Annotated in this window: 17 protein-coding genes; 3 read left to right on the top strand and 14 right to left on the bottom strand. The window is 59.0% G+C overall.

Features of this window, described 5'->3' with window-relative positions; all coding sequences use genetic code 11:
* Nucleotides 1-350 precede the first annotated feature (350 nt).
* The 3 genes from HW556_RS11135 to HW556_RS11125 form a co-directional block, all read right to left on the bottom strand.
* Nucleotides 351-623, bottom strand: coding sequence for a hypothetical protein (locus tag HW556_RS11135; RefSeq protein WP_176900100.1), 273 nt, complete (start codon nucleotides 621-623; stop codon nucleotides 351-353).
* A gap of 2 nt (nucleotides 624-625) precedes the next feature.
* A complete protein-coding gene (locus HW556_RS11130; protein WP_176900099.1) occupies nucleotides 626-1,324 on the bottom strand; it encodes a recombinase family protein in 699 nt (232 codons plus the stop codon).
* 186 nt (nucleotides 1,325-1,510) lie between these two features.
* Nucleotides 1,511-3,718, bottom strand: coding sequence for a family 16 glycosylhydrolase (locus HW556_RS11125; RefSeq protein ID WP_246289622.1), 2,208 nt, complete (start codon nucleotides 3,716-3,718; stop codon nucleotides 1,511-1,513).
* A gap of 82 nt (nucleotides 3,719-3,800) precedes the next feature.
* Here HW556_RS11125 and HW556_RS11120 point away from each other — a divergent pair, with 82 nt between their 5' ends.
* Complete coding sequence (locus HW556_RS11120) at nucleotides 3,801-4,640, top strand: glycosyltransferase family 32 protein (RefSeq protein ID WP_176900097.1); 840 nt, start codon at nucleotides 3,801-3,803, stop codon at nucleotides 4,638-4,640.
* Between the two features lie 66 nt (nucleotides 4,641-4,706).
* Here the strand turns inward: HW556_RS11120 and HW556_RS11115 are convergent, their stop codons facing one another.
* From HW556_RS11115 to HW556_RS11080, 8 genes are all read right to left on the bottom strand, one after another.
* Nucleotides 4,707-5,942, bottom strand: coding sequence for a phosphorylase family protein (locus HW556_RS11115; protein ID WP_176900096.1), 1,236 nt, complete (start codon nucleotides 5,940-5,942; stop codon nucleotides 4,707-4,709).
* A gap of 5 nt (nucleotides 5,943-5,947) precedes the next feature.
* Nucleotides 5,948-6,409 (bottom strand): response regulator transcription factor, encoded by a 462-nt coding sequence (locus HW556_RS11110; protein ID WP_176900095.1) that lies wholly within the window; start codon nucleotides 6,407-6,409, stop codon nucleotides 5,948-5,950.
* Nucleotides 6,390-9,773, bottom strand: coding sequence for a hypothetical protein (locus HW556_RS11105; RefSeq protein ID WP_176900094.1), 3,384 nt, complete (start codon nucleotides 9,771-9,773; stop codon nucleotides 6,390-6,392). The genes HW556_RS11110 and HW556_RS11105 overlap by 20 nt, the downstream gene beginning before the upstream one ends.
* Nucleotides 9,774-10,048: 275 nt before the next feature.
* On the bottom strand, nucleotides 10,049-12,742 hold the full coding sequence (locus tag HW556_RS11100) for a class I SAM-dependent DNA methyltransferase (RefSeq protein WP_176900093.1): 2,694 nt from the start codon (nucleotides 12,740-12,742) through the stop codon (nucleotides 10,049-10,051).
* A 53-nt stretch (nucleotides 12,743-12,795) separates the two neighbouring features.
* Complete coding sequence (gene ltrA / locus HW556_RS11095; protein WP_176900092.1) at nucleotides 12,796-14,523, bottom strand: group II intron reverse transcriptase/maturase; 1,728 nt, start codon at nucleotides 14,521-14,523, stop codon at nucleotides 12,796-12,798.
* Nucleotides 14,524-15,034: 511 nt separating this feature from the next.
* Nucleotides 15,035-15,862, bottom strand: a complete 828-nt coding sequence (locus tag HW556_RS11090) for a type IIL restriction-modification enzyme MmeI (protein WP_246289621.1) — start codon at nucleotides 15,860-15,862, stop codon at nucleotides 15,035-15,037.
* Nucleotides 15,863-16,404: 542 nt separating this feature from the next.
* Nucleotides 16,405-17,196 carry a Fic family protein gene (locus tag HW556_RS11085; RefSeq protein ID WP_176900091.1) on the bottom strand — a complete coding sequence of 264 codons (792 nt, stop codon included), beginning with the start codon at nucleotides 17,194-17,196 and terminating at the stop codon, nucleotides 16,405-16,407.
* Nucleotides 17,193-17,495 (bottom strand): hypothetical protein, encoded by a 303-nt coding sequence (locus tag HW556_RS11080; RefSeq protein WP_176900090.1) that lies wholly within the window; start codon nucleotides 17,493-17,495, stop codon nucleotides 17,193-17,195. Before HW556_RS11080 ends, HW556_RS11085 begins: the two co-directional genes overlap by 4 nt.
* Before the next feature lie 171 nt (nucleotides 17,496-17,666).
* Here HW556_RS11080 and HW556_RS11075 point away from each other — a divergent pair, with 171 nt between their 5' ends.
* Both HW556_RS11075 and HW556_RS11070 read left to right on the top strand, forming a co-directional pair.
* Nucleotides 17,667-18,410 (top strand): ParA family protein, encoded by a 744-nt coding sequence (locus tag HW556_RS11075; protein ID WP_176900089.1) that lies wholly within the window; start codon nucleotides 17,667-17,669, stop codon nucleotides 18,408-18,410.
* Between the two features lie 14 nt (nucleotides 18,411-18,424).
* Complete coding sequence (locus HW556_RS11070) at nucleotides 18,425-18,916, top strand: hypothetical protein (RefSeq protein WP_176900088.1); 492 nt, start codon at nucleotides 18,425-18,427, stop codon at nucleotides 18,914-18,916.
* A gap of 229 nt (nucleotides 18,917-19,145) precedes the next feature.
* On the opposite strand, the gene HW556_RS11065 is transcribed toward HW556_RS11070, so the two are convergent.
* From HW556_RS11065 to HW556_RS11055, 3 genes are all read right to left on the bottom strand, one after another.
* Nucleotides 19,146-19,754: a hypothetical protein gene (locus HW556_RS11065; protein ID WP_176900087.1), complete on the bottom strand. Its 609-nt coding sequence runs from the start codon at nucleotides 19,752-19,754 to the stop codon at nucleotides 19,146-19,148.
* A gap of 25 nt (nucleotides 19,755-19,779) precedes the next feature.
* Nucleotides 19,780-20,634 carry a DNA/RNA non-specific endonuclease gene (locus HW556_RS11060; RefSeq protein WP_176900086.1) on the bottom strand — a complete coding sequence of 285 codons (855 nt, stop codon included), beginning with the start codon at nucleotides 20,632-20,634 and terminating at the stop codon, nucleotides 19,780-19,782.
* A 171-nt stretch (nucleotides 20,635-20,805) separates the two neighbouring features.
* Nucleotides 20,806-23,472, bottom strand: coding sequence for a T9SS type B sorting domain-containing protein (locus HW556_RS11055; protein WP_176900085.1), 2,667 nt, complete (start codon nucleotides 23,470-23,472; stop codon nucleotides 20,806-20,808).
* Nucleotides 23,473-23,516 lie beyond the last annotated feature (44 nt).

Here is a 23,516-nt window from a genome sequence, read left to right as displayed (position 1 = left end):
GAACCGGCTGGCCTCCGCGAACCTCAGCCTTGAGGGGGTGCTGGACATTCTCGTCAACAAAGCCTTGCCCCACTGGCTGGACCGATTCCCTGAGTCTGATAACTATAGTCGGTGGACCAGGCCGAAAAAACGTACGATGACAAAGCCCAACGCCCGGCCGAAGGGCAAGAAGTGAACCGACGGAAGCAATGGCCTGGCGCAACCGTTTGGACGCGCTGCTTTTGGCGACGACCCTGGCCAACCGTACGTGAAGACAGCCAGTGGGCAATTCGCCTTGCTGGCAACGGAGCAATGCTGGCTTGTCCGATTTACGTATTGTCAGCTGGACGGCCTCCTGGTCGGAAGGGAAGTTACTGTTCCGTTTCGGGAAGCCACCGGGGCAATCGCACGAACATCGCATAATCTTCCAGCTTGTCTGGTTCATCGTCACCAAAGCTGTCCGGGTAGAGCACCTGCTGGTGCGTGGTGTTATAAGTGAGTTCGGCGAAGAAGTCGCCCGGCATCCGGTACAAGAGCACGGCCTCGTCCACCTCCTGCCAGCGCTGTCCCACGAACGTGCCCGCAGCGTACACGGCGGCCGTCTGGTCGTGTTCGGACAGGGCCCGGAACTCGTCGAGGGTCATGCTCATATGTATCGCCCGGCGGGGGCATCCACCACGTGAGCCTCCGGCCGATGGGCGAGTAGGCGCTGCACGCCCATGGGGTGAAAAGCCTTCCCGCGCCGGGTGGAGTACCCCGACTGATTAAGCTGCTCGGCGATGGCCCGCAAGCTCTTGCCGGTGGCCTGCAGCAAGGTGGCCAGCTGGGCCGCCTGGCGGTTGTGGACGTTGGCTCGCGCGTTGGCTTGGCGCGCCGCCAATCCCTTGGCCCGCGCCGCGGCGGTCAGGTTGGCCGGGGTGCCCAGGGCAAACCCCCGCGCCTTCTTGGCCGCCAGCGCGTCGCGGGTACGGCTGGAAATGGCGGCGGCTTCCTTCTGGGCGACGGCGGCCAGAATGTGGAGGGTGAACTCGTCGGCCGCCGGCAGGTCGACGGCCTGGAAGCGGACGCGGCTTTCCATCAGGGTGGCCAGGAAGGCAACGCTGCGGGCCAGGCGGTCGAGCTTGGCCACGAGCAGCACGGCGCCTTCGCGCTGGGCCAGGGCGATGGCGGCCGCCAGCTGGGGCCGCGCGCTCTTGCGGCCGCTCTCCACCTCGACGAAATCGGCCACGCGCACGGCCTCGGCGGGCAGGAAGCGGAGTACGGCGGCCTGCTGGGCTTCGAGGCCCAGGCCGGACTGGCCCTGGCGGGCGGTGCTCACGCGGAAGTAGGCGACGTAGCGGGACATGGGGCAAAGCTACGCCCCTATTTCGGTAGTTGTCACGTTTTTTAAACGAACGTTTAAAAAACGTGACAAGCTCCTGGCCCTGGCAGTCCGCTTTACTTAGAAGCTCCTTTACAAGGTGTAAGATGCTAAATCCAGCCGATGGCGTGCTGCCGAGTTGGCAGTCGGGAAACAGTTGGTAAAAATGACCTAATCACTCATCGAAAGCGACCATGCGGCAATTGAAACCTCCTCGATTTGTGCTTCGGCCGGCAACTGTGCTTCATAGAACGGGCCGGCTAGCTCTTCCGACCGAGAAGGCCAAAGATTAATAAAAAACTGCATGGGCAAAGCGGGCACGGGCGTTGGTGCCCATATTGGTCGCACGTGCAATAGCTGGCCATCGGCAAACCACCGGATTTCGTGCGGCTCCCATTCGATGGCGTAGGTGTGGAAAGCGGCCGACGCGTCGAAACCAAGCTCCACCAACACGGGTGTTCCCCGGTTACCATAATTCCACCCCCCGGCTTGGCTACCGGGGTTGAAATACACGTTGAGCAGCACCTGGCTGGTATCCTGGCCGAGAAATTCCATATCCAACTCCTGCCAAGGGTCGTTGCGATGCAGAAAAAAGGCCGTAATCACGCCCGATAGCCGTACTGCCTTCAGGCGCACCTCAAACCGCCCGTACAAGTAGGATGCCTGACTTACCAGCGAAGCGGAGGTATACTGGCGAGTACCCATACGTTGCTTGCAAAGCGTAAGACGGCAACCCTCCGGTTCTCCAGAATGGAAATTATCCGGGGTGAAAGCCGCTAAATTAGACGGGAACGAGTCTTGTAGCAACCGCCACCGGTTAGCGTGAAAACTCGCGAAATCGTCATGAAAAAGTGGCGTAAATTCACCTACTCTTCGGCCAACGGCGGCCATGGATTCGATTCCATGGGCAGCCAGCCGTTCCAGCGGAATAATCCAGGGTGTTACGTCATGTTCCGGGTAGGTTGTTCGCCGCAAACCGACCAACTGTTGCTGCATGGGGCGGATAGCGTATGGCTCCACGTTGGGCATATTGGCGCGTTGTGGTAACTCAAAAGCCGGCACTTCGCATTTTAGGAAACAGCACAACGCTTGCCAGCTCTTTTCCTCCGTCGGCAATAGCAAGTGTTTCCCCTGCTGCCCGTGGTGTGCCGCACGGCCTGGCAGCCGGCCCAGGGCGCGGCGTAGTGTTGAATGATGAGCAGCGGGACGCGCCGAAGAGGCTGCCAGCGGTGCCATCGAGATGAATACGGCCGCAGGATATAGCTGGGCGAGTAATTCTTGCTGCTCACCCAAGCTGGCAATGCCTAAATATGCGTCGAATAATAGCGGTTCGCGGGCTGCCAGCTGGCGGTGTACATCGGGAGTGAATTGGGTGCCATCGTCTACGCAGCAGCGGTAGCCTAGCACGCCCAATGCCGCGGCCAGCCAGTTGAGGTCGACGGGTGAACCCGTTAGCACGAACACGGGCCCGCGACCTTTGCGCTGTTGCAACTCGGCGTGTGTTTGGTCGGCCTGAATGCCCAATTGGGATAAATAGGGCAGGATGGAATACACGTTGTCCGAGGGAAGGTCATTACGCTGGAAAATGAGCGATGGTACCGATGCGTAAACGCGCAGACTGGAAAAATGCAGGTTTATCCACAAATCAACAGGACCGCAGATGGGTAGTCGGGCCAGCAATTGTTCCGCGCCAGCCCGGGAAATCACATAGCCGGAAAACCACCATAGCCCCCTTACTGGGCGCATCAGGTGCGGAGAAAACGCGACGGTTTCTGCGCCCCGGTCCACTTCGCGGTACGACAGGTATAAGAAGTCGAAGCTCGGAGCACCGTGCTCATCGGCGGGCAGCTCCTGCCACAATCGCGGCAACAGCCGCGAAAAATCACGCTCGAAAAAAACGTCATCCTCCAGTACAAGCGCGTATGCGTGTCCCTCTGCCAATAGCCGCTGCCAGGCCGCCACGTGGGAAAGGGCTACCGCCACTTCTGGTGCGCTCATACTGATAAACGGGTCGCCAGCACGTAAGGCGGGCAACAAGCGGGGGTCGGGGTCGACATAGTACTGCGTACGTAGCGCGTATTGGGGCACAAGTTGCGCCGGAGACACTTCGGCCGCGCGGAGTAGTCTGCCGTCTATCGCTGGCAGCCGGTGGCAGAACTCGGCCAGGGTCCGGCGGCCTGTTACGCGCTGCCTTTTGGTCTCGCGTAGCATGTGCTGCCAGCGCATGGGCTGACGGTCGAGGTTGATGACATAGACTGCGCCCAAACCCTGCGATGTTCCTACATTCGGCAGTACCCTTCCCGGTCGAAGCCGCCGCCAGAGGATTTTGAGTAGAAAGGCGGTTTTGCGGCGAAATGCGTGCGTTAGGTGAAGGTTCATCAAAGAAAATTTTGGCCTGGTAGTGGCCTGGTAGCTTAATGGCTTTCAGCAATAGTCAACAAGCTAAAAAACACCTGTAAAGATGAAGCAACAATTGACTCCGGCCACCATTGCAGAAGATGATAAACTCCGCTCGGCCGCTATGCGGAGGCTGATTCAATCGCCGACCACGCCTCAGCCAATTGCCCAGAAAGGAGCCATTCCCCCCGTGCTGGTTCAATTCTGGGATAATTCAGCTACCCTGCCGGCTGATGTTCAGCATTGCCTCGATAGCTGGGAGCCCCTGACGCACCAAGGATTCAGCCGCCGTCTTTTCGACGAGCCGCAGGCTCTCGCATTCATCACGGCTTCCTGTGAGCCGGGCCATGTGCAGGCGTTCCGGCGGTGCATCCACCCGGCGATGAAATGCGACTACTTTCGGTTGTGCTACCTGTATTATCACGGCGGGTTTTATGTGGATGCCGACGAGCACTATCAGGGAGTTGACTGCCGATGCTTTCTGCAGGATAGCCAACTGAAAATACAGCCGCTTTGTTACGACACACGCACCGATGAAATGATAAGTGCGGAAGTATTCATGCGCCAGCGCCGCCACGCCGATGATTGGATATATTACGTCAACAATAATCCCCTGATTGCACCCGCCCGGCACCCCGTTATTGGCCGGGCCCTCGCACGGGCGACAAGCCAACTATTGCAGCCCACCACTTCCGGCCAGTCCATCCAATCCGTCGCCGGACCAGGCAATCTGACGGCCAGTTTGGTTGTGCATGCCTTGACGGCGGCGGCTCAAGCCGTACCGGATTTCTGCATCCTGCCCAACTGGGATGCTGTTTCGGTGAGCCCCTGGCCGCTAAGCTACCGAAATGACGAGCGAAACTGGCGCGTTTGGGAGGCAAATCAAATCAGGCAGCATCCTTAATTTACCCATTAGCTTCGCCTATTCCTTTAGCAAAGACGAGCTTCTATATGAGCGATCAACAAAGCGCTACACACAGTATTTCTCGGCAAAGAACTGGGCAGCCTTGGCGCTAACATGAGCTCCGTAAGCCTGGTAAGTGTCGTCCTTATGTCCATTGCCGAAATCGACCACGGCTTTTATGCACAGGCACAAAGGCTTGGGATGAGGGGCTTCGGCTGCCGCCAAAAAAACCCCGTAAGCTTCCATCTCAACCCCTAGCAGCTTGCGGTGTTGTTCCTTAATGCGGTCCAGCGTGCTTTGGTCGGCGAGTACCGCCGCGCCTGACGCCACAGCGCCGATGCGCAGCTTCAAGTCCCATTCCGGGGCTCCGTTGCCGAAACTCTTGCGGATGCGGTATAATTCAGCGCCGTCTTCTTCCAGTCGCAGCGCCATGCGCTCCAAAGACGAGTCTAAGGTAAATTGGAAGGGGTCGGCCTCAAAACTGGGGGCGCTGCCATCGCTCCCACTTCCTATCCATTTACCGCTGCCCCAGTCCCACACCGGGTTGGCCACCACGAGGTCGCCCAGTTTTACCCGCCCGTCAACACCGCCCATGATGCCCGTCATGAACAGGTAGCGGGGCTTGAAGCGCATGATGAGCTTCATGGTAGCCGCCGCGGCCGCTGGCAAGCCCATTCGGGCCGCTACTGCCGCCACCGCTTTGCCCGGGCGGCCGTCCGCCTTGGTAAAGGCTGCTTGGTAATAAACCCCGTCGTCGTGCGGCACGTCCAGCGCTGACCACGCCCACCCATTGGCGCGAACGGCCGCGCACTCGCTGCGCAGCGCGCAAATGAAGGCCACGTCATATTCATGGCTCGGCGGCGTGATACCAGCGGATTTTTTGGCCGCCATGCGCTGCTCCACGCCCGTGCGCAGTTGACGCTGCCAACCATCTGAATCCACTTGGTAATGAATCAGCAACAGCGCATTCTCTGCTAGCCGGGCGCTGGCCGCGGCTAGTACGTGGTCGTGGGCCGTCAGTGCAATGATATGCGTCGGCTTGTGGTACTGCTCCCGCTCCTGTACTTCCTGCAATAGCGCCAAGCCGCCTTCGGGCTGAACATCGGCCGACTTCCGGGGCGGAATGGAGATGTCCAGTACCAACAGGTCGAATGCCTGCACCAACATACGTTGCTTGGCGCTGTGCGCGTCGATTTCAGTCACTACTACTTCCGAATCGAAATCGGGAAGCTGCTCCAAAGCCGTGAGGATGCGACGGAGCTTGTCGGTATCATCCTCAACAATTAGAATACTAAAGTTCATAAATTCTATTCAGTACCGGCAAACCCCAGTTGTTGCACCACGGCGCGCAAAGCTTCGCGCCAGCCTGCGTAGCCAACGTTGTAATACACGGCCCCCACGTACGTCGCCGGGAAAGCAGCTTCGAGCTGGGCATCGAGAACCTGCAGCGTGATTTCGTCCTCAGCTTGCCCAAAACGGTCGAATTGGGTCACCACTATGGCCTTGGTGGTGATGCCATGCCGGTCCATCTGCTGCAGGATGTCGCGGCCCGCATATGCTTGGGGGCGCCCGCCATCCTCGGTCGGCGTGACGTCATACGTAGGCATAGTCATGTCGAGAATAATCAAATCAAAGGGTTCGCGCAACAGCGCATTAACCCCGCTTTGCCGCGAGCGGGCCTCGGTCACGACGGCCCCCAGCTCGTGGTGCGCGAAGTGGCTGAGTTGCTGCCGCTTTTCTTCGTCATCTTCAACGAGTAATATTTTCATTCTCTAAGTCGCGTAAAACCTGGACCTGGTCGAAGGGAGAATCGGAGGCTGCCAGCGAAGCTTGCAGGTAGAGCGGCAGCTGTATTTCTACCTCAAACTCATCGTCCATAATCCCGAAGTTAAGCGTCGCCTCCGGCTCCTTGTCCGATATTCGAAAGTCGCGCAAGCTACGGTGAATCTTAAAAAAGCCGCTACCGCCTTCAGTGGCAATTGAAGAGGCGTACTTTCCTTCTTCGAGTTCGCGCTGCTTGCTGGCGAGGCGTTCGCGCAACTCCTTGCGGTCAATTGAATCACCCAAGGCATTGGTGCTAGTGATGCTAACGACGGAAAGCGCTGGGGAGATGCCCTTAGTCACAATCTTCAGGCGGGCCTGGGGCACGTCAAGACCGGAGCGACGGACAACGTTTTCGAAAACGTTAACAAAAACATCCACTAGCGTAGGGAAGCCGTGCACCAGCTTAATCATTGCTGTTTCGCCATTGGTTTCCAGTGGAGCCTTAAAGGCAGGAGACACTTCTTGCACCAGCGCCTCGGCTACGCTGAGCACGTCTTCGAGCATGTAGGGAGAATCGCCCACGGCTTGGGTGGGCCGAAACCAACTCGTGACCCGCTCAAACACCGCGTGCGTTTCCGTGCGGGCCACGTTGATGGCAGTGTATAGGTCGCCAAAAACATAAGGCTGATTGAGCATTTCGGCGTTCCGCTGCAAGCCGTTCAGCAGTTCGCAGGCGGCTGGCCAGGCTTCGGTGCGAAGGCGGGTTCGAATAATGCTCAGGCTGGTAGTAAGTCGGCGGCCGAGGTGTTCCACCACCATATCCACAAATTGCCGGAACGTGGTATCCGCCTCGATTTGAGCAGCTAGCAACGTTATTTCGCCGTCGGTCAGGGTAAATTCAAAAAGCCCCACTTGTTCCGAGTTATGACGCACCTGCATCCAATCGGTGCGGATACCCGAAACCAAGGCGTCATAAGAAGCCGAAAATTCCGCCAAGAGCTTATTCAGTCGGGTATCTTCAATTGGTTCCAAACCCAACTGCGCCGGCCAGTAGGTGTTAGGCTGGTATGGACCACTTTCGCTTTCCCGCTGGGTAATGAGTTGCTGAGCCGTTAAGGGTCGCCGCAACTGAGTTTCAAGGGTGCCATGCCGGATGCGGGTACTCAGGTAGCGGTTGAGTCCAAACTCTGTGCTGGACGTGTAGGCATCGCGCAGTTCCAGCACTAGTGTTCGGAACAGCGCGCTGGTTTCGTTGTTGGGCACTGACATCGCTACTAACCCTTCGTAGTCGAGCTTCTCGGCTTTGGCGGTAGCTTCGGCCCGAAGGGCCAGGCTTTCAGCATCAAGGCCTGCTTCCACAAACGTGAGGTAGCGGTGATAGCTTTCCTGCAGTTGTGCAGTCGCCCACAGTTGCAGCTTGGGAACTTCCACGTGAATGCGACTCTGCTCTACCTCGTGCTTGCGCTTGCTGATGACTTGCTGGCGAACAAGGTCTTTGATTTCTAACCGGTATTCTTCGGCGTTAGCGGGGTCAAACTCTAGCAATAGCCGGCACACGGCCAACCGCTCGTCGGCCACTTCCTGCGAGCTTTGGTAGGTTGTTGATGCGTCCATCACGGGTTCTACGCATACGTACCGCAGGAAGTAAATTACTTGTTCGGGGTCCAGGTTTTCACGCTGGTGCCGCAGTTGGGAAGGACGCTCTAGTCCATTTGCTGTGAGGAAGTCTTCGTATGCGTACCCGCACAGTGTTTCGTTTGTCCGGCTCACGTGCTTGTTGTAGGCATCAAGCAGAATAGGTAGGGCCAACGACGTTTGCAGCAGGCGCCATTCAGGCTGGCTGGGTCGCAGATTGCCTACGGCCGCGGCAATGGGCAACATACATTGTAGTTGGGGTTCGCGTACGTACACCCGTGCCATGAAGGCACACGCTTCCGACATCTCGCCTGCCGCCAACCAACTGTTAGCCACCAGGCGATGGCCCCGACGCCGAAAGTATGGGTGAACCGACTGGCCTAGTGCGAGGCCGTGGCCCACGGCTTCTGCATAACGCTGGGCAAAATAGCTACGCTGCCCTCCTAACAGTTGGTGCGAGTCCGTGCTCAGCCCTTCCACCGCGGCGGTACTCATGCCGACCCAGCCCAAGGCGTACTGGGTTCCGCTGTCTTCGCCGTTCGCCTCAACCGTTGCCTCAGTGTAAGCCCCCGTGGCGTAGGCCCTGCCAAGGGCTTCGAGCAGTAATGGATGCCAACGGGGAATGTGAAGCCCAACAGCCGGCAGCGCCTGCCCGGTCTCGACCCGGGAAGACATTTCATCGGCCAGCAGCAGCAGCGGAGCCACTGCCCATTCCAGCGAGGCAAAATTAAGCGTCAGCTTGTTTAACTCGTGAATCTCCTGACTGGCGGCGGCTCCGGCGAACACTACGGCCTCCATGCGGCTGATGAGGAGTTGCTGCAGGACCGGTCCGGGGCTGCCCAACCGCAACGCGGTATTTCGCAGCTCATCCTCGGCCGTACTCCCCTGCCCTTCCATAGCCTTGCCAAGGGCAGCTATCGTCAGGGCAACGGCGTTACCAGGCGTTCTACTTAGTTCCTCCTGGGCTAGCTCCGTCGCCGCCCAGTAATGCCCCTGCCGGAACTTGGCGTACGCAGCAATTGGCGCGCCGGAAGAGCCGGCAGTTTCCGCCACCCGTCCCAAAGCTGTTAGGAGCACGGGCAGACGAGGGTCCGCTACTTTGGATATTAACTTTAAGATTGCATAGCTCGCCGCCGCCTTGCGCGCCGGCCTCCCCTGCAGAATCGTTACTTGGCAAAAGCTGATGAACGCCTCGTAGTAGTCAACTAGCGCTCGCGTAGATTCGATGCGCAGCAAGTGCTCGGTGGACGCCAGGGAGAGGGTCTCCGATGTGAGCACGTGGTAGCGCAGATAGTCCGTCCACCCCTCGCCAACCCGCTCTTCGATTCGCAGGAGCAATTGCTCAAAGTCGGCAATAAAGCGGGCCGAGGTCACCGTGTTTTCGTTGCGGGTGCTAACCCACTGCGCGACTAAAGCAATCGGTCCCGAGAAGCCCACGGCCTCCTTTATCTGCTGGGCATAGCGCTTTTGTGGCTCCAGGCCGGAGCTAAGCTGCAAAAACGCAATCCTTTGCTTGATGAGCCACAGGGACTGCCCAAATTCCTGCTCCACGCGCTCCAAGCAAGCCGCCGCCCGGTCGTAGTGACCTGTCAGCAAGGCAGCCGAAAAATCATTTTTCAGCCCGATAAACCGACTTAGCTCAGTCGGGTAGCGCGATAGCACGGCTTTGGCCCACTTCACCTCCCGTTCCCACTGCACAGTGCTTGGAGCGCTGGCTTTGAGCAGTTGGAGCATTGACGGCGCCGTTAGGGTTCCGAAGACGCGCGACGTACCCCGCTGTACCCGCAGCAGTTCATCCTGTAACATCCCGAAAACCGCAGGGTCTAGGGTCTTCCGGCTGGTAGCAAGGTCCACCTCGGGTGCCCGGCTCCGCAACATGTGAAAGGTTAACTGCCGAATGGCAGCCAAAGTGGGTAGAGTGGATGGGTGCATGCGGTAAACATTAAAAACTTCCAACCGTCTGTTTTCTCTTGGTAGGAAATCCAAACTATATAATTATGCGTCCACAATTACGCTGCAAAGGTGTCCTCCGGTTCCAAATGACGAACCAGCGACATCATAGCCAGCGTGTCGAGTAATGGCTTCACCTTATCGGCCTTGATGCGCCGGAACCGGGCCGCGACCTGAGCGCTGCTCAGGGCCTCACCGCCGGCCTGCTGCACGATGCTGCGCACGGCGAACATCTGTTGCGCCAGCTCAGCCGGCCAAGGTTGGGCAGCTGCGGTTGTCACAGCAGCAACTGCTGTAATAGCAGTCGGCAACTCCATAGCGGACTGATGTTCGCCAGGGGCCTGGTAAGCAGGACGCAGGTAGCGGACGTGGCCCTGTTTCTCTTCACGCGTGCGCTCGTGGTTGAGGTGCACTAGGCGCGTTAGAATCTCGGCGTCGGGCAAGGTAGTGGACCAGTCGTAGGCTTCGGCCACGGTGGCGTCCAATTGCTGGTGCAGGCTGAGGACCACGGAGGCCAGGCCCTGGTGGTTCACGGTCTGGTCTTTGGCGGTGAGGGTCTGATTGGTGCGCAGCTTCTCCACCACGTTGTAGAGGTCGGTGAGGGTGAGGCTGGGGTGCTGGGCCTGCTGGCGCTTGCGGTGGGCGTCGAGCTGTTCGGCCAGCTCGCGGATGCGGGCCTGCTGCGCGGGCGTAGCGTCGGGGAAGGGGAATGGGTCGAAGCAGCGGGTTTTATCATAAACTGGGTCATTGCCAACGCCCATTCTGCCACCTGCTGCCAATGCCCAAACAACATGAGCATTACTGGAAAGAACACCTAATACATATGCGTCATCAGCAGCAATAGCAATGAGTTTATCATCAGGCAAAACATTACTGCCCAAAAAGCTGAATAGCCGATGTTTAGCTACTTGTGGAGTTACGATGTAACGTGAGATGTCACGTAACGCAGGCCGAAAGGTTGAACGAGCTTCAGCAAAAATCCACCACCGATTCCTAGTTGCTTCACGACGCACTTCGTCTCGCTGTGGCTTGACAGTCGTGTAAATGTGTTGGTAGACCGTTGGGAATTGAGAAATTACTTGTTGCTCATTAAGGCCGAATAAATCAATAATCATAAACCCGCGGGAGCTACCTGTAATGTCTTTCCCATTTCGGAAAGGCTTGATATAATCTTCTAGGCCAGCAATGCTCCCAAGCCCCATTTGCGAAGCATCTTCCTGGCTAATAACAAAACCTTGTCCAACAGGAATAACACCTCTGCTGCTTATGCCTGCATTGGATTTTAGTGCATTGGCGCTTGTTAAATCTGCACCAGTTGAAAGGTCAGAATTAATCTCACCAAATGCTTCAACAAGCTTTACATCATGTGCTTCTTCACCATCAACTGTTTCTTCACTTACCACAGTTGCAAGTGTGCCGGGTACTTTACCCAATTGAGCTACGGTCATTGCTACACGAACGGCAGCACCTTCGCTAGCATCAACCCACGGATGGTTGGGAATGGCGAAGATTAGAGACACAGAATTTTCATTAGCCTCCATGTGCCTTTCCATTACTCGTCGATTAAAAATCTGAGTGAGAGAATTGGTCGTGATAAATCCGAACTGTTCCGTCTTACCGCTTCTCAGAGCCTCAGCAGCATTATCCCACCAATACATTACTAAGTCAGCTGATTCTGGAACACGGCCTTTGTATGCTTTGCGTAGCGCATCGGAATAACCTTCACCAAGCAATTCATACATGCGCTTATTCCCCACAAACGGCGGGTTGCCCACGATGAAATCGGCTTCGGGCCACTCGGCGGGCCGGGGGTTGGGGTAATCCAGCACAGGCGTGCGGGCGGTTTCGTCGGGCACGGGCTGGCCGTGAGCATCGAGGCGGGGCGTGGGCGCGTCGTGGCGCAGGGCGGCATCCTGCTGGCGGATATTCTGGTATTCATCCAGCAGGGGCTCGGCCAGCTGGGTGATGCCGTGGGTGCGCAGGTGCCATTGCAGGTAGCCGATGCGCAGCACCACGTCGGCAATGGCGGCCGCACGCGGGTTTAGTTCCAGGCCCAGCAGCTGGCGCGGGCTCACGGTGGTGCCCCCGCCGAGGTCGAGCAGGCCGGTCTGGCCGAAACTGTTGATGGCGGCCAGCACCTCCCCTTCCAGGCGCTTGAGGTGCTCTAGCGTCACGTAGAGGAAGTTGCCGGAGCCGCAGGCCGGGTCCAGAATGCGCAGCGAAGTGAGGCGGGTGAGGAAGCGCACCAGCTCCTGGCGGGCTTCTTTGGGCTGGTTTTCGTCGAGGCGGCGGGCGCTGGCGGCCTGGGCGGCGGTCCATTCGCGGCGCAGGGGCTCGAGCACGGTGGGCAGCACGAGGCGCTCCACGTAGCGGCGCGGGGTGTAGTGGGCACCCAGGCTGTGGCGCTCCTTGGGGTCGAGGGCGCGTTCGAGCAGCGTGCCGAAGATGGCGGGCTCCACCTCGGTCCAGTCGGCTTCGGCGGCTTTGAGTAGCAGGGCCATCTGGTCGGCGGTGAGGGGCAAGGCCGTGGCGTCGTGGAAGAGCTTGCCGTTGAAGCGGCGCAGGCGGGCCTTCAGGTCGGGCGAGAAGCCGCCGGTGTCCATGGTGAGCCAGAGGCCGCGCAAGGCATCGGGCAGAAACTCGCGCAGTTCGGGCGTGGAGTAAGTGCGCAACATGCCCGTGAAGCTGGCCTTGGGGATGAGCCCTACGTCATTAAACTCAGCCGGCAGGTCGCCCCACCGACTGGTCTTCAAAACCGTGCTTGAAACTTTCGCTTCACACGGCTCCTCAACAGATTGATGATTGACTAACACACCTCGCCTCCTTTCCGGTCCTCTCGGACCGTTTTGGTTTTATGGCAGTGCCGATGAAGAAGCTGAAGGTTTGCCAGATTATCTCGCCCTCCGTATCGGCGGGCAAGTTTATGGTCTACTTCCAGCTTATCCCCGTGCGTGAAGAACAGTCGGCAGTGAGGACATTTTCCTTTCTGTCTTTTTAGTAGAGCCGCGACTCTATATTTGACTTCCGGGTGTCGCCCCATGCGCGTACCCCAATACACCCAATCGCCATCGTACGGACTACGCTGCGCCTGTACTTTTACGTGTCGCCTAATCGGCGTTTCCGAGTGTCGTTGCAAGCGTCGGTCCTCTTCTCCATTTCTGGTAGCGAATTGCCAGCCCTTGCCTTCTCCGACCAGCCAGTATCGGAAGGATACCCAGCGGCGGCCTTGGTGAGGGTGGCGGTGCCGTGCCCAGTTTTGGAGATTTTCGTACAGCCAGTGGCCTAAATGCGAGAAGCATTGCTTGCTAGCGACGGCTGAGAAGTAGTTGGTCCATCCCCTTACAACCGGGTTTAGCGCATTGATGAGCTTCCGTTGCGGGAGTGCCCGGTGCGCTGTTACGATGGTTTTCAGCTTCTTCTGGTGCCGGCTGATAGCTTCCCGCGAAGGTCTAATGAACGTTTTGCAGCCAAGCGAAACGCCTTTCGGGTTTTTCGCAGCCTGACTCTTCCCCGTTGGAAATTGTCGAACTGTGAATCCCAGAAAGTCGAAGCCTGCCGGTCCTTCGTGGGCCAGCAGGGTGTGTACGATGCGCGTCTTGCTTGGCTTCAAGGCTAAGCCCATGGGTTCCAACCATTGTGCAATGCGTTGTTGACACTGTTGAATAACATCCAGTCGTTCGTGCAGGATAACAAAGTCGTCCGCGTACCGAACAAAGTGCGGCGGGTTGATACGAACTTTTTGTCCCTGAATCGTCAGCCGCCTCGGCGGAAAGGCCTGCCGGATGCATTCTTCCATGCCGTGCAGGGCGACGTTAGCTAACAGCGGAGAAATAACACCTCCTTGTGGGGTGCCTTCGGGAGTCGGAAAAACCGATTGCCCGTCTAGTACCCCCGCCTGTAGCCACGCTTTTATTTGCCGTCGAAGCGTTGGAAACGTGTTCAACTTAGTCAACAATGCCTCGTGGTTGATGCGGTCAAAGCATTTGGCAATGTCTGCGTCGAGCACGTATTTGGGCTTGTGGCAAACGTTGCTAAAAATGGCTCCTATCGCGTCATGAGCTGAGCGTCCTGGTCGGAAACCGTAGCTGTTCGGTTCAAACTTGGCTTCCCATTCTGGCTCCAACACTTGTTTAACCAGGGCCTGAACGGCTCGGTCATGCATCGTGGGAATCCCCAATGGTCGTTTTTCCTCCGTGCCGGGTTTGGGAATCCAGACCCGACGAGTAGGTTTTGCTTTGTCTGTAGGTGCCAATTGGTCAATCAAGGTAAAGCGTTCGACCGGACGCAGCGACTTAACGCCGTCAACGCCCGCCGTCTTTTTCCCTTGGTTATCCTGTGTTACCCGCCGAACGGCCAGGCATTTGCCCGACCAAGACCTCATTAGTGTTTTTTGGAGTTTGTGTACTGTCCTCCCATCACCGCGTTGCGAGGCTTTGAATATGCGCTTTTGCAGCTTAAAGACGGTTTGCTCCAGCTTGCGCCAGGGCAGTTCGCTCCATTCCATCATCGTTGGTTCGCAACGTGCGTTAGACATATTCACTGCTACTTGTACCTATTCAGTTCAATCTATCGTGCCTACGTCAGCTTATCCCGACCATTACGTCGGGCATTTGCTTCTTAGGCAATCTTGCCCCTTGACTGCATGCGGTTAGCACCTGCTCCGGCGGTAGACGGAGAGCCACCAAGGGGTTACTTCGTTCCGATTAATCGTTGGTCGAGTCCGTAGGATGGTACTGTCTGCCGGGTTTATCGGGAATGCATACTGGTCGTACTGAAACCGCCAGCCCCTAATCCGTGCCTTTTGGCATAGCCTAATACCCTGCGTTGGCTACTCAATGTTGACGACAGTTCACGCGTACCTTCGCTTTCGCTATCCATAGACTCCTGCTCGACGGGATTTGGAATCAGGGTTTCCATTACCGCCTTTTCGCCCCGCTTTACGGATTGATGGCTAGTCGCTACCGTAGGGGTGATGCTGTTACCCTTGCATTTAGGGAGAGGGACTTACACCCTCACGATTAATCAGTTGTCAGCGAGTAATACCATTAAAATGGCATTACTCGTTGCCATCCGTCCCTGGGCTTGTGGCTCCATTTAGGATGAACGAATCGCACCTCGGAGAACATCGTGAACAGGCAGCGCATCAGGAACTGGGCCACCACCTCTGGCGCGTGCCCGGCCCGCTCCAATTGGGCCGACACGCCGGCCAGGTAGCCGGCCAGCTCCCGCGTGACGCGGGCGGCGCGGCGACTGGGGTCTAGTTCCCGGGGCTCCTGCCATACTTGGCGCAGCATCTGCCGGGTGGCCTCGTCGGCTAAGGCAGAAAGCGGCAGCCGGAACCGGGACTGGTCGGGGAAGGGCACAAACGAGTCGCCGACGCCGGCGAAGTTCGAGTACACGTCGATGCAGTAGCCTACGTCCACCACCAGCACAAACAGGGGCCGGGGCTCGTCGGGCGGCAGGGCGCGCACGTAGCCCAGGGCCTGCTGGCGGGCGGCCTGCATCATCTGCTCCCACTTCACGGAACCGCGTAGGGCGTGGCCCTTGCGGCGCTTCTCGGCGGCCAGGCCCAGTTCGGCGCGGTCGGCCTGCTGGGCCTTCTGTAGGGCGTCGGCCGAGTCGGTACCCTGTTTGGTTTCCAGGATAAAGCAGCCGCGCTTGTACAGGTCGATGCGACCGGTGCTCTTCTTGGCCCCGTCGTTGAAAGTGACGGCGCGCTCCAGCACGTACTGGTCATGGGCAGGCTGGTCGGTGGTGGGGTCGGGCCGGGGTACGCCCAGCAGGTCGCAGAGGTCTTGCAGGAACAGGCCGTAGTTGGCGCGCTCGGCGCCGCCGGAGTGGCGCCAGCGGGCCGCGAAGTCGGGGTACGTCAAGGTAGAAGCAGCTCAGGGGTAAGGAAGCCGTAAGATAGCGGAATTCGGGGCTGACTCCGCCAGAGGCAGGGCAAGGGTAAGAACACCAATTACCGATGGGAGCATAGCACCGACTAGTGCCTATAGGGCAGTACAGTAGACTCCAGCCGTGAAAGAATGTACCCTATGCAGTCTAATAGTAAGTAACACCGGTAACACTAGTAATATTGATAATACGTGTAATACTGATAGTATGGCCTCTGCTGCAAGTATTTCTATCCACTAGCAACGGTGAAATTACGGGGCTACTAGCTGATGTACTTCTGAGTGAGTTGCTCTATTCGCTCGATAGATACTTAACTATTAAGTATAAAAGTACTGTGTGACTGAAAAACAATAGCGAAAATAGAAGATATGGAGAGTAATGAAAGTATGTAGAGTAAGTAAAGGAATGAGATTAAGAAAAGTATGTAAATTATAGAAAATCCAGTAATATCAGTAATATAGGTAACACAGATAATACAGATAATACAGATAATACAGGTAATACGAGTAGTATGATATTAGCTCTGTTGTGGTGTTGGAGGTGAAGTTGCCGATAGTTGATAGATCAATGACTTGCCGTGTTGGCTCCGCATGAAATCAAAGAAAAGCGTGATGTCCTCCGCGGTGCGGCTTTCTTCCAACGCCGCAAAGTATGCCTGCCGGTCCTCGCGGAACACGATGGTCAGCGGTTGGTCATGGTAGCGCTGCACGTAGTTCATGAGTAACCGTGACGTGCGCCCGTTGCCATCGTTGAAGGGATGAATGCTGACTAAGCGCTGGTGGGCCTCAAAGGACAGTTCCAGCTGCTCGCGCAGCGTTGTGGCCGCTGGCATCCGCTCCCGTAGCTCGCCGGTGAGCGCGGCCACCAGGGCGGGCACCTTCTGGGCGCTGGGGAAGGAGCTGGCTCCAACGATGAACACGTTGCCCCGGCGCAGGTCGCCTTGGGTGGGGTCTACAGTGCCCAGGGCCGTGTTGGTGGGCCGGCCAGTAGATTTCATCACGGCCGCCGCCAGCTCGCGCAATAAAGCCGGACCGGGAAGCTGCCGCGCATCTGCGCGCTGCAACGCCAGGTCCAGGGCCCGGGCGTGGTCGCCCAGCATGTCGTAGCCCGCCAGCGGCTTGCCTGGGCCCAGGGTGGGGGCTGCCCCGAGCAGAAAGTCAAATGCTTCGAGCACCGTCACGCGGGATCCCTCAATCATGGTCGAGTGCGCCGAGACCATGACGTGGCTTAACTGCTGGCTGGTCTGCTGCCGGTCGGCCGGTAGCTGCTGCACCTGCTGGGTCAGCCGCTCAATCTCCTCCCAGCTCATGCCGCCTGCCGGAGCGTGGCGGCCCGCAGCGCGGCCACGTCCACGGTGGCCAGGGGCAAGGGTGCGGTCAGGCCCGTACCGTAGATTAAGTCCGCCGCCCACGCCGCCAGGTCGGCCGCGTAAATCATGCGCCGACCGGTCTCGTCCTGGTATTCGGTTTTACCCGTCATGAAGGCCTCCAGGCTGGAACGCAGGGCTGCTGGTACGTCGGCCAGCGCCTGGTCAGCCAGCGATGGATTCAGGAGCCCGTTCAGGTAGTCCCGGAGGGCTTGGTAAGCATCTTGGGTGGATGGGGTCATGAGAAACTGGCCAAGCAGGCTGCACGGGTAGCAACCAAAAGTAACGATTTCAACCTGCTTTAACCCTGTTCTCAAGCAACTCCATAGCAGTAATACTGGTAACATTAGTAATATTTGTAACATCGACACGATAAGTAACACGGGTAATACTTTTATGCATACTTTAGCTCCATGAGCAAGATTCTGGCGTTTACAAACCAAAAGGGCGGGGTTGGCAAAACCACTTCTACCGCTAACATTGGGGCTGGCTTAGCCCGGGCTGGCCACCGGGTGCTACTGGTGGATCTGGACCCCCAGGCTAACCTGACAAAAGGCCTGGGCCTGAGCGATGCGGAGCAAACCGTTTATGGCGCCTTACTGGGAGAGTACCCGCTCAAGGCCTATTCACTGGACAAGAATCTGGCGCTGGTCGCCGGGTCGCCGGCCTTATCCGGCTTTGAGAAGGTGAAGGGAGATGAGCTGGACCGGGAATTCCTGCTCAAAGACCTGCTGGAACCCTTGCGTGAGCGTTGCGACTTTATCCTGCTCGACTGCCCACCAGCGCTCGGCCTGGTCACCATAAATGCCTATGCCTGTGCCCAGCAACTCTACATTCCCTTGGAGGCACAACTGTATGCCACCGACGGGCTAGAAAAAGTCCTGGAGCTGGTGAGCCGGGTTCAGCGCCGGCTTAATCCGAGCATGGCAGTAGGAGGCATATTCTTTACCCGGCACGACAAGCGTAAGGTGCTGCGGCGAGATACGGCCGAACAACTCCGGGCGCAATACCCGGACTTGGTGCTTAACACCGTTATCCGGGAGAGCATTGCTTTAGGGGAGGCACCCCACCTGGGCAAAGACATTTTCTCTTATGCTCCGCAAAGTGCCGGGGCCGCCGACTATCAGGCATTGGTAGCCGAAATTCTTACCCGCTAATTCACCGACTTCTCATGGCCAAGACCTTCAAGAACCTACCTAAGCCCAGCGAAGCCAAGGTTGACAAGCCCACGTCAGAACGTGACTTTTTCGACCTTAGTGATGATGACGCTACTATCAAAAAGCCGTCTGAAAAGCAGCAGACCAAGCGTAATACTAGTACTACTGTATTACAGGATAATACCGGTAATACTGGTAATAAAATCGCTTCTGAACGGGAGGCTGATCCTACATACAGTGTTATTAATGAGGAATTATCCCCCAGTGGTGTGCGGCAGACATTTGTTCTAAGCCCAGGGCATCTGGACCGGCTGCGTGACTACGTACACGCCCGCCGCGTCAAGGGGGAATACAACTACTCACAGAAGCAGGCCCTGCAAGAGGCGCTGGATTTGCTTTTTGCTACGGTGGATTCGGTGCCACCACGTCCGGACCAGGTGCGGGAGCAGCAGCAGCAGCATGGTCAGCGCATTCGGCAGGGACGGCAGGCCGGCAATAGCGAGTAAGTTGACCTGTTTGCCTGAGCTTAAGGAGGAAGAAAAAGGCACAGTTTGAAAGTCAAAAGGCCACCCCTGCAGGGGTGGCCTTTTGACTTTCAAACTGTGCAATGTAGCTATTGGGTTAACACCAGGCGAGTCTGGAGGGGGCTAGTACCGCCGCCGCTTACGCGCACTATTCAAGCAGCAAAGGGAAAAGTTAAAAGTGGTGAAAAGGGGAAAGCCAGCCAGAGCCGGTTTAATAGATTACATCAAAGCGGCCCTGGGTTACCTTGATAAGCTCCGCGCCGCGCTGGCCCGTGAACTCGAAGGTGCCGGCTACCACCCGGGCCACGGTGTCGAAGCGCGTAATCACCAGCTGGCCCGAGGCCGGGCCGGAGCCGGTGGGGTAATGAAAAACGGGGCTGGTGGTGTAGTCGGTCAGCACCCCGTGGCGGCCCTGCTCAGACGGAAAGGGAGCCGTAACCGATTCGTTTAAGGCAAACGAGCCCGGTGCCAGCACCGAGGGCAGGAAGAACCTGATGTTGGAATCAGGCTTGGGGTAATACTTCTCGCTGCCTTCCGGGGCCTGGCGCGTCAGCGAGAGCGAAAACTCAAAGCCCCGGCCACTTTGGGGCGTGCGGTTGACGCGGACCCGGTAGGCCGGGGACCCGAACAGCACCCCCGCCAGCGGCAGCCAGGTAGCGCCGTTGACCAGGGCACCGGCTTTGTTTGCGCCGGTTTGCGTTACCGGCGGCATCATTTCGCGGGGAACTGAGGACGAGAGTTCGCAACCCGAAAGGGTGGGGGCCAGCAGGGTAAGGGTCAGGCCGGCCAGTAAGAGCCGGCTCAGGGGGGAGGTAGGCATAGGGGAAGGGAAGAAGGTGGCTAAACTACTGCGTTGGCCCGCTATCCACGCCGGTCTCTATCACCTGCTGCACCGCTATGGGCACGGCAGACAGCAGGTCGAGGCCAGTAGCAGCTTCGATGGCGTCGACGCTGACGCGGTACTGGCCCCAGTCAGTGCTGATGGTGTTCTCGTTGGGCGTGTCAATGGCAATGACACGGGTGTTGGTGGTAATGCGGGTGGCGTCGTTGTCGCCGGTGGGCAGCACGACCACGACTTTCCAGAGGCGAGCGGGTACGGTGACGCGGCCCTGGTCGAGGGTAGTCTGGAAGCCGTTGGAGCCGGTGCCACCCTTGCCGTAGGCGCCACAGATGATGTAGACCTCGTTGTCGGCGCTGAGGAAGGTGCGGGTGTAGTTTTCGAGATTAGCCCAGGTCTGCTGGTTGTTACGCGGGGCCTGGGGGACCATATTGGTCATCAGGAAGGTAGCCGAGTTGTCAGCCACGGTGCTGGTGCGGTCGGCCGAGGGGCACTGGTGGCCGCGGTCAAAACCGGAGCCCGAGTAGCTGGTGGACTGGACCTGGTACCAGTCAGCGGGCAGCGTGTTGTCGGCCCGGAAGTCGTCTTGGCGGGCAGCGGCGCCGCGCCAGCTGGCGTCGAGGTGCCAGCTGACCCAGGTGGGAATACCCCGGTCGCGGTGATAGGACAGCGCGTACTGGGACTTGCTGAGCAGGTAGTTGGTTGGCTGGCTGCTATCGGTGGTAGCCCCGCTGGGGTTGCCGAGGGTCAGGTGCTCGGGGAGCGGGGTTGCGGGAGGCTGGACCGGGGTGGGGTCTTGGGTAGTCGAGCAGGCGGCGGTAAACGCCAGAAAAGCGACGAGAGCGTAACGGGAGACGTGCATAGACCAAAGGTAACGGGCTTGTTTGGGAGCTGCAGTAGGCTTCAGGTTCTCTTTTGCAGCGGCAGTTAACCATCACCAGCAAGTCCTCCAACCGGGTGGTGTAGGCGGGGCTGCGGTGCCCGGCGGGGCCACGCTGGCCGCGGGTAGTATAGCCGGCGGGTAATGCTGCTCCTACCGGATTACCTGGAGCCACCCCTTGTAGCTCAGAGGGGAACCGGCCTGGTGGAAAACGTAATAATAGGTACCCGCAACAGCATTTTGCCCCCAGTCGTGTTGATAATCGGCGCTCTCAAATACCAGTACCCCCCAACGGGAATAGATGCGCAGCTGCCATATCCCGGTCGGCAAGCCTTTCGCAACAAATTGTTCATTGAGCGCGTCGCCATTGGGGGTAATGACGTTGGGAATGAACAGGCAGCTGCGGTAAGTAATCTGGCGGCTAACAGTGCGCTGCCCGCAGGCAGAGCGAAGCTGGAGCGAATAGGTGCCGGGGGACTGCACGGAAAGTGTGGCTCCGGTAGAGCCGTCCGACCACTGGCGGACCGTTCCGGGCAGCGTTGGCGCGTAGAGCACCAGCGACTCGCCCTCGCAGAGGGTGGTGTCCTGGCCCAGCGAAAAGACGGGCACGGCCTCTGCCGCACGAACCAGCCATTGCGCCTCGCTGGTGCAGCCGTTGCCGTAGCTGGCGCTTACGCGGTAGAGTCCCGGCTGGGTGACGGTGATACTGGCCGTGGTGGCCCCGTTGTTCCAGCGGTAAGCCGTAGCGGCCGGCAGATTGGCCGTCAGGCGAACCCCGGTTCCGGTGCAGAGTACGGAATCGCCCACAATGACGGTGGTTGGCACTGCGACGGCCTCGCTGACCGTTAGCTGGCAGCCGTTGGCGTAGGTAGCCGTGAGCGTATAGGTGCCGGGGCCCGGCACCAGCAGCGTGGCAGTGGTGGCCCCGGTATTCCAGCGCAGGCGCGTAGCACCCGGCGCTATGGCCGTTAGCGTGGGCGGACTGGCCGGGCACCAGGGCCCGCCGCCGGTAATTTGCAGCCCTGGTGAGCGAACCAAACGGCTGGCCGTGGCACTGCAGCCACTGCTAAACCGGGCCGTGACGGTGTAGAGACCGGGCTGGGAAACGGAAAGCGTCGGGGTCGTGGCCCCCGTATTCCACCGGTAGTCCAGCGCCCCGGGGGCGGTGGCAGTCAGTTGCAGGGGCTGACCGGGACACAGCAGCGTATCGCCGAGAATCTGCACGGCAGGATTCAACGATGCTACGTGGAAGGTGGCTGTACTCGTCTGGCCCCCGGGAAAGGTAACCTGCACGCTGTAGGTCCCGGGTTGAGAAACGATAATGGTGGCCGTAGTCGCGCCGGTATTCCAGCGGTAGGCCGTGGGCGCAACCGAGGTAACGGCCTGCAGCTGGACCTGTCCCGCGTTACAGAGGAGCGAATCGCCCGTGATACGCACTGTCTGGGGCAGGCCCACGCGGGCCACGAAGCCGGTTGTGCTCCCGGGGTTGCCGGCGATGGTGAAGGGACCAAACCGGGCCGGACTGACCGGGCTGGCGAAAGTGCCGGCGAAGGAGACATTGCCGAACGCATCCACCCCGACGCCTGGGCAGGTTTCGTCTGATGGACTGCCCCCGGCAAGAGCCCATTGCCAAGTGCCGGTGGCACTGATGGCCGCCACAAAGGTATCCTGCCCGCCCACCGGGGTTACCGTTACCGGCCCAAAAGCGGCGGGGCCGGGCCCGAAAACACCCGCCACGTACGCCGTACCGGCCCGGTCAACGACCAGCCCCTGGCCGGAATCCCCGCCGGTGCCGCCGGCCCGGGTGGCCCAGTCAAAGGCACCAGTGGCCGTGAGACGGGCCACAAAAAGGTCGCCATTGCGGCTGGCATTGGTCAGCGTTACGGAACCTAGGGTCAGCACTGGGCTGAGAAAGTACCCCGTGATATACGGGTTTCCGGCTCCATCGACGGCAATAGCCAGCCCCCGGTCTTCATCCGTCCCGTCGGCTCGCACGGCCCACTGCCAGTTGCCGGCCGGGCTGAGGCGGGCCACGAATATATCGTTGAAGTCGCCGCTCCGCAGCGTCGTGCTGCCGAAAGTGGCCAGGATGCCATAGCTCCCGGTTACGTAAGCCCCGCCACTGCCGTCGCAGGCGATGGCCGTGGCCTGGCCCCCGCTGGCCTGACCCCCACCCGGGCCGCTGCTCCCCGTGGCCCAGGTCCAAGCGCCGGTAGCGGCGGAGAGCTGCGCGGCCACCACGAAGCCAGAGGGCGGGGAGGCGTTGAGCAGCGTTGTCGGGCCAAACACGGGACGGTCGCTGTTGGAGTAGCCGGCCAGAAACACGTGCGTACCGTCGCAGGCCACGCCCTGGCCTATCTCATCACCCGTGCCGCCGGCCCGGACCGCCCACTCCCAGTTGCCTTGGGCCGTGAGTTTGGCCACGAACATATCCTTGTCGCCGTTGCCCGTGCTGATACTGGCGGAGCCGAACGTGGCGGGCTGGCTGCGAAAGCTGCCGACCACGTACACATTCCCGGCCGGGTCAAGGGTAATGTTTACGCCCTGCTCCTCACTGCTTCCCCCGCCTGAGCTGACCCACAGGTAGTTGCCGGAGCCGTCCAGCTTGGCCACAAAGACATCGGTGGCCCCGGCACTGGTAAGCGAGAAAGCCCCAAAGCGGGCCACTCCGGAGAAACTCCCCACCAAGTACGTATTGCCCGCCGGGTCGACTGCTACCTTCCCGCCGACTACCCCTCCGGCCGCCTGACCGCTGGTAGAGCGCAGAAACGGCTGGGCCCATAGGTAGGCTGGGGTCTGGGCCTGCGTGCGGTTGGGCAAGCATAAGACGAGCCAGACAATAAGCAGGCAGGATAAACGCACTG

This window comes from Hymenobacter terrestris, from assembly GCF_013377905.1.
In the GTDB taxonomy this organism is placed as follows: Bacteria; Bacteroidota; Bacteroidia; order Cytophagales; family Hymenobacteraceae; genus Hymenobacter; species Hymenobacter terrestris.
This window is presented reverse-complemented; position numbering and strand designations above follow the sequence as displayed.

Excerpts from the sequence above, each read along its gene's own strand:
- HW556_RS11060 (WP_176900086.1), bottom strand. The coding sequence starts at position 20,634 with ATGCACGTCTCCCGTTACGCTCTCGTCGCTTTTCTGGCGTTTACCGCC.
- HW556_RS11075 (WP_176900089.1), top strand. The coding sequence starts at position 17,667 with ATGAGCAAGATTCTGGCGTTTACAAACCAAAAGGGCGGGGTTGGCAAA.
- HW556_RS11065 (WP_176900087.1), bottom strand. The coding sequence starts at position 19,754 with ATGCCTACCTCCCCCCTGAGCCGGCTCTTACTGGCCGGCCTGACCCTT.
- HW556_RS11085 (WP_176900091.1), bottom strand. The coding sequence starts at position 17,196 with ATGAGCTGGGAGGAGATTGAGCGGCTGACCCAGCAGGTGCAGCAGCTA.
- HW556_RS11125 (WP_246289622.1), bottom strand. The coding sequence starts at position 3,718 with ATGAACCTTCACCTAACGCACGCATTTCGCCGCAAAACCGCCTTTCTA.
- HW556_RS11080 (WP_176900090.1), bottom strand. The coding sequence starts at position 17,495 with ATGACCCCATCCACCCAAGATGCTTACCAAGCCCTCCGGGACTACCTG.
- ltrA (WP_176900092.1), bottom strand. The coding sequence starts at position 14,523 with ATGTCTAACGCACGTTGCGAACCAACGATGATGGAATGGAGCGAACTG.
- HW556_RS11110 (WP_176900095.1), bottom strand. The coding sequence starts at position 6,409 with ATGAAAATATTACTCGTTGAAGATGACGAAGAAAAGCGGCAGCAACTC.
- HW556_RS11115 (WP_176900096.1), bottom strand. The coding sequence starts at position 5,942 with ATGAACTTTAGTATTCTAATTGTTGAGGATGATACCGACAAGCTCCGT.
- HW556_RS11120 (WP_176900097.1), top strand. The coding sequence starts at position 3,801 with ATGAAGCAACAATTGACTCCGGCCACCATTGCAGAAGATGATAAACTC.
- HW556_RS11130 (WP_176900099.1), bottom strand. The coding sequence starts at position 1,324 with ATGTCCCGCTACGTCGCCTACTTCCGCGTGAGCACCGCCCGCCAGGGC.
- HW556_RS11105 (WP_176900094.1), bottom strand. The coding sequence starts at position 9,773 with ATGCTCCAACTGCTCAAAGCCAGCGCTCCAAGCACTGTGCAGTGGGAA.
- HW556_RS11135 (WP_176900100.1), bottom strand. The coding sequence starts at position 623 with ATGACCCTCGACGAGTTCCGGGCCCTGTCCGAACACGACCAGACGGCC.
- HW556_RS11070 (WP_176900088.1), top strand. The coding sequence starts at position 18,425 with ATGGCCAAGACCTTCAAGAACCTACCTAAGCCCAGCGAAGCCAAGGTT.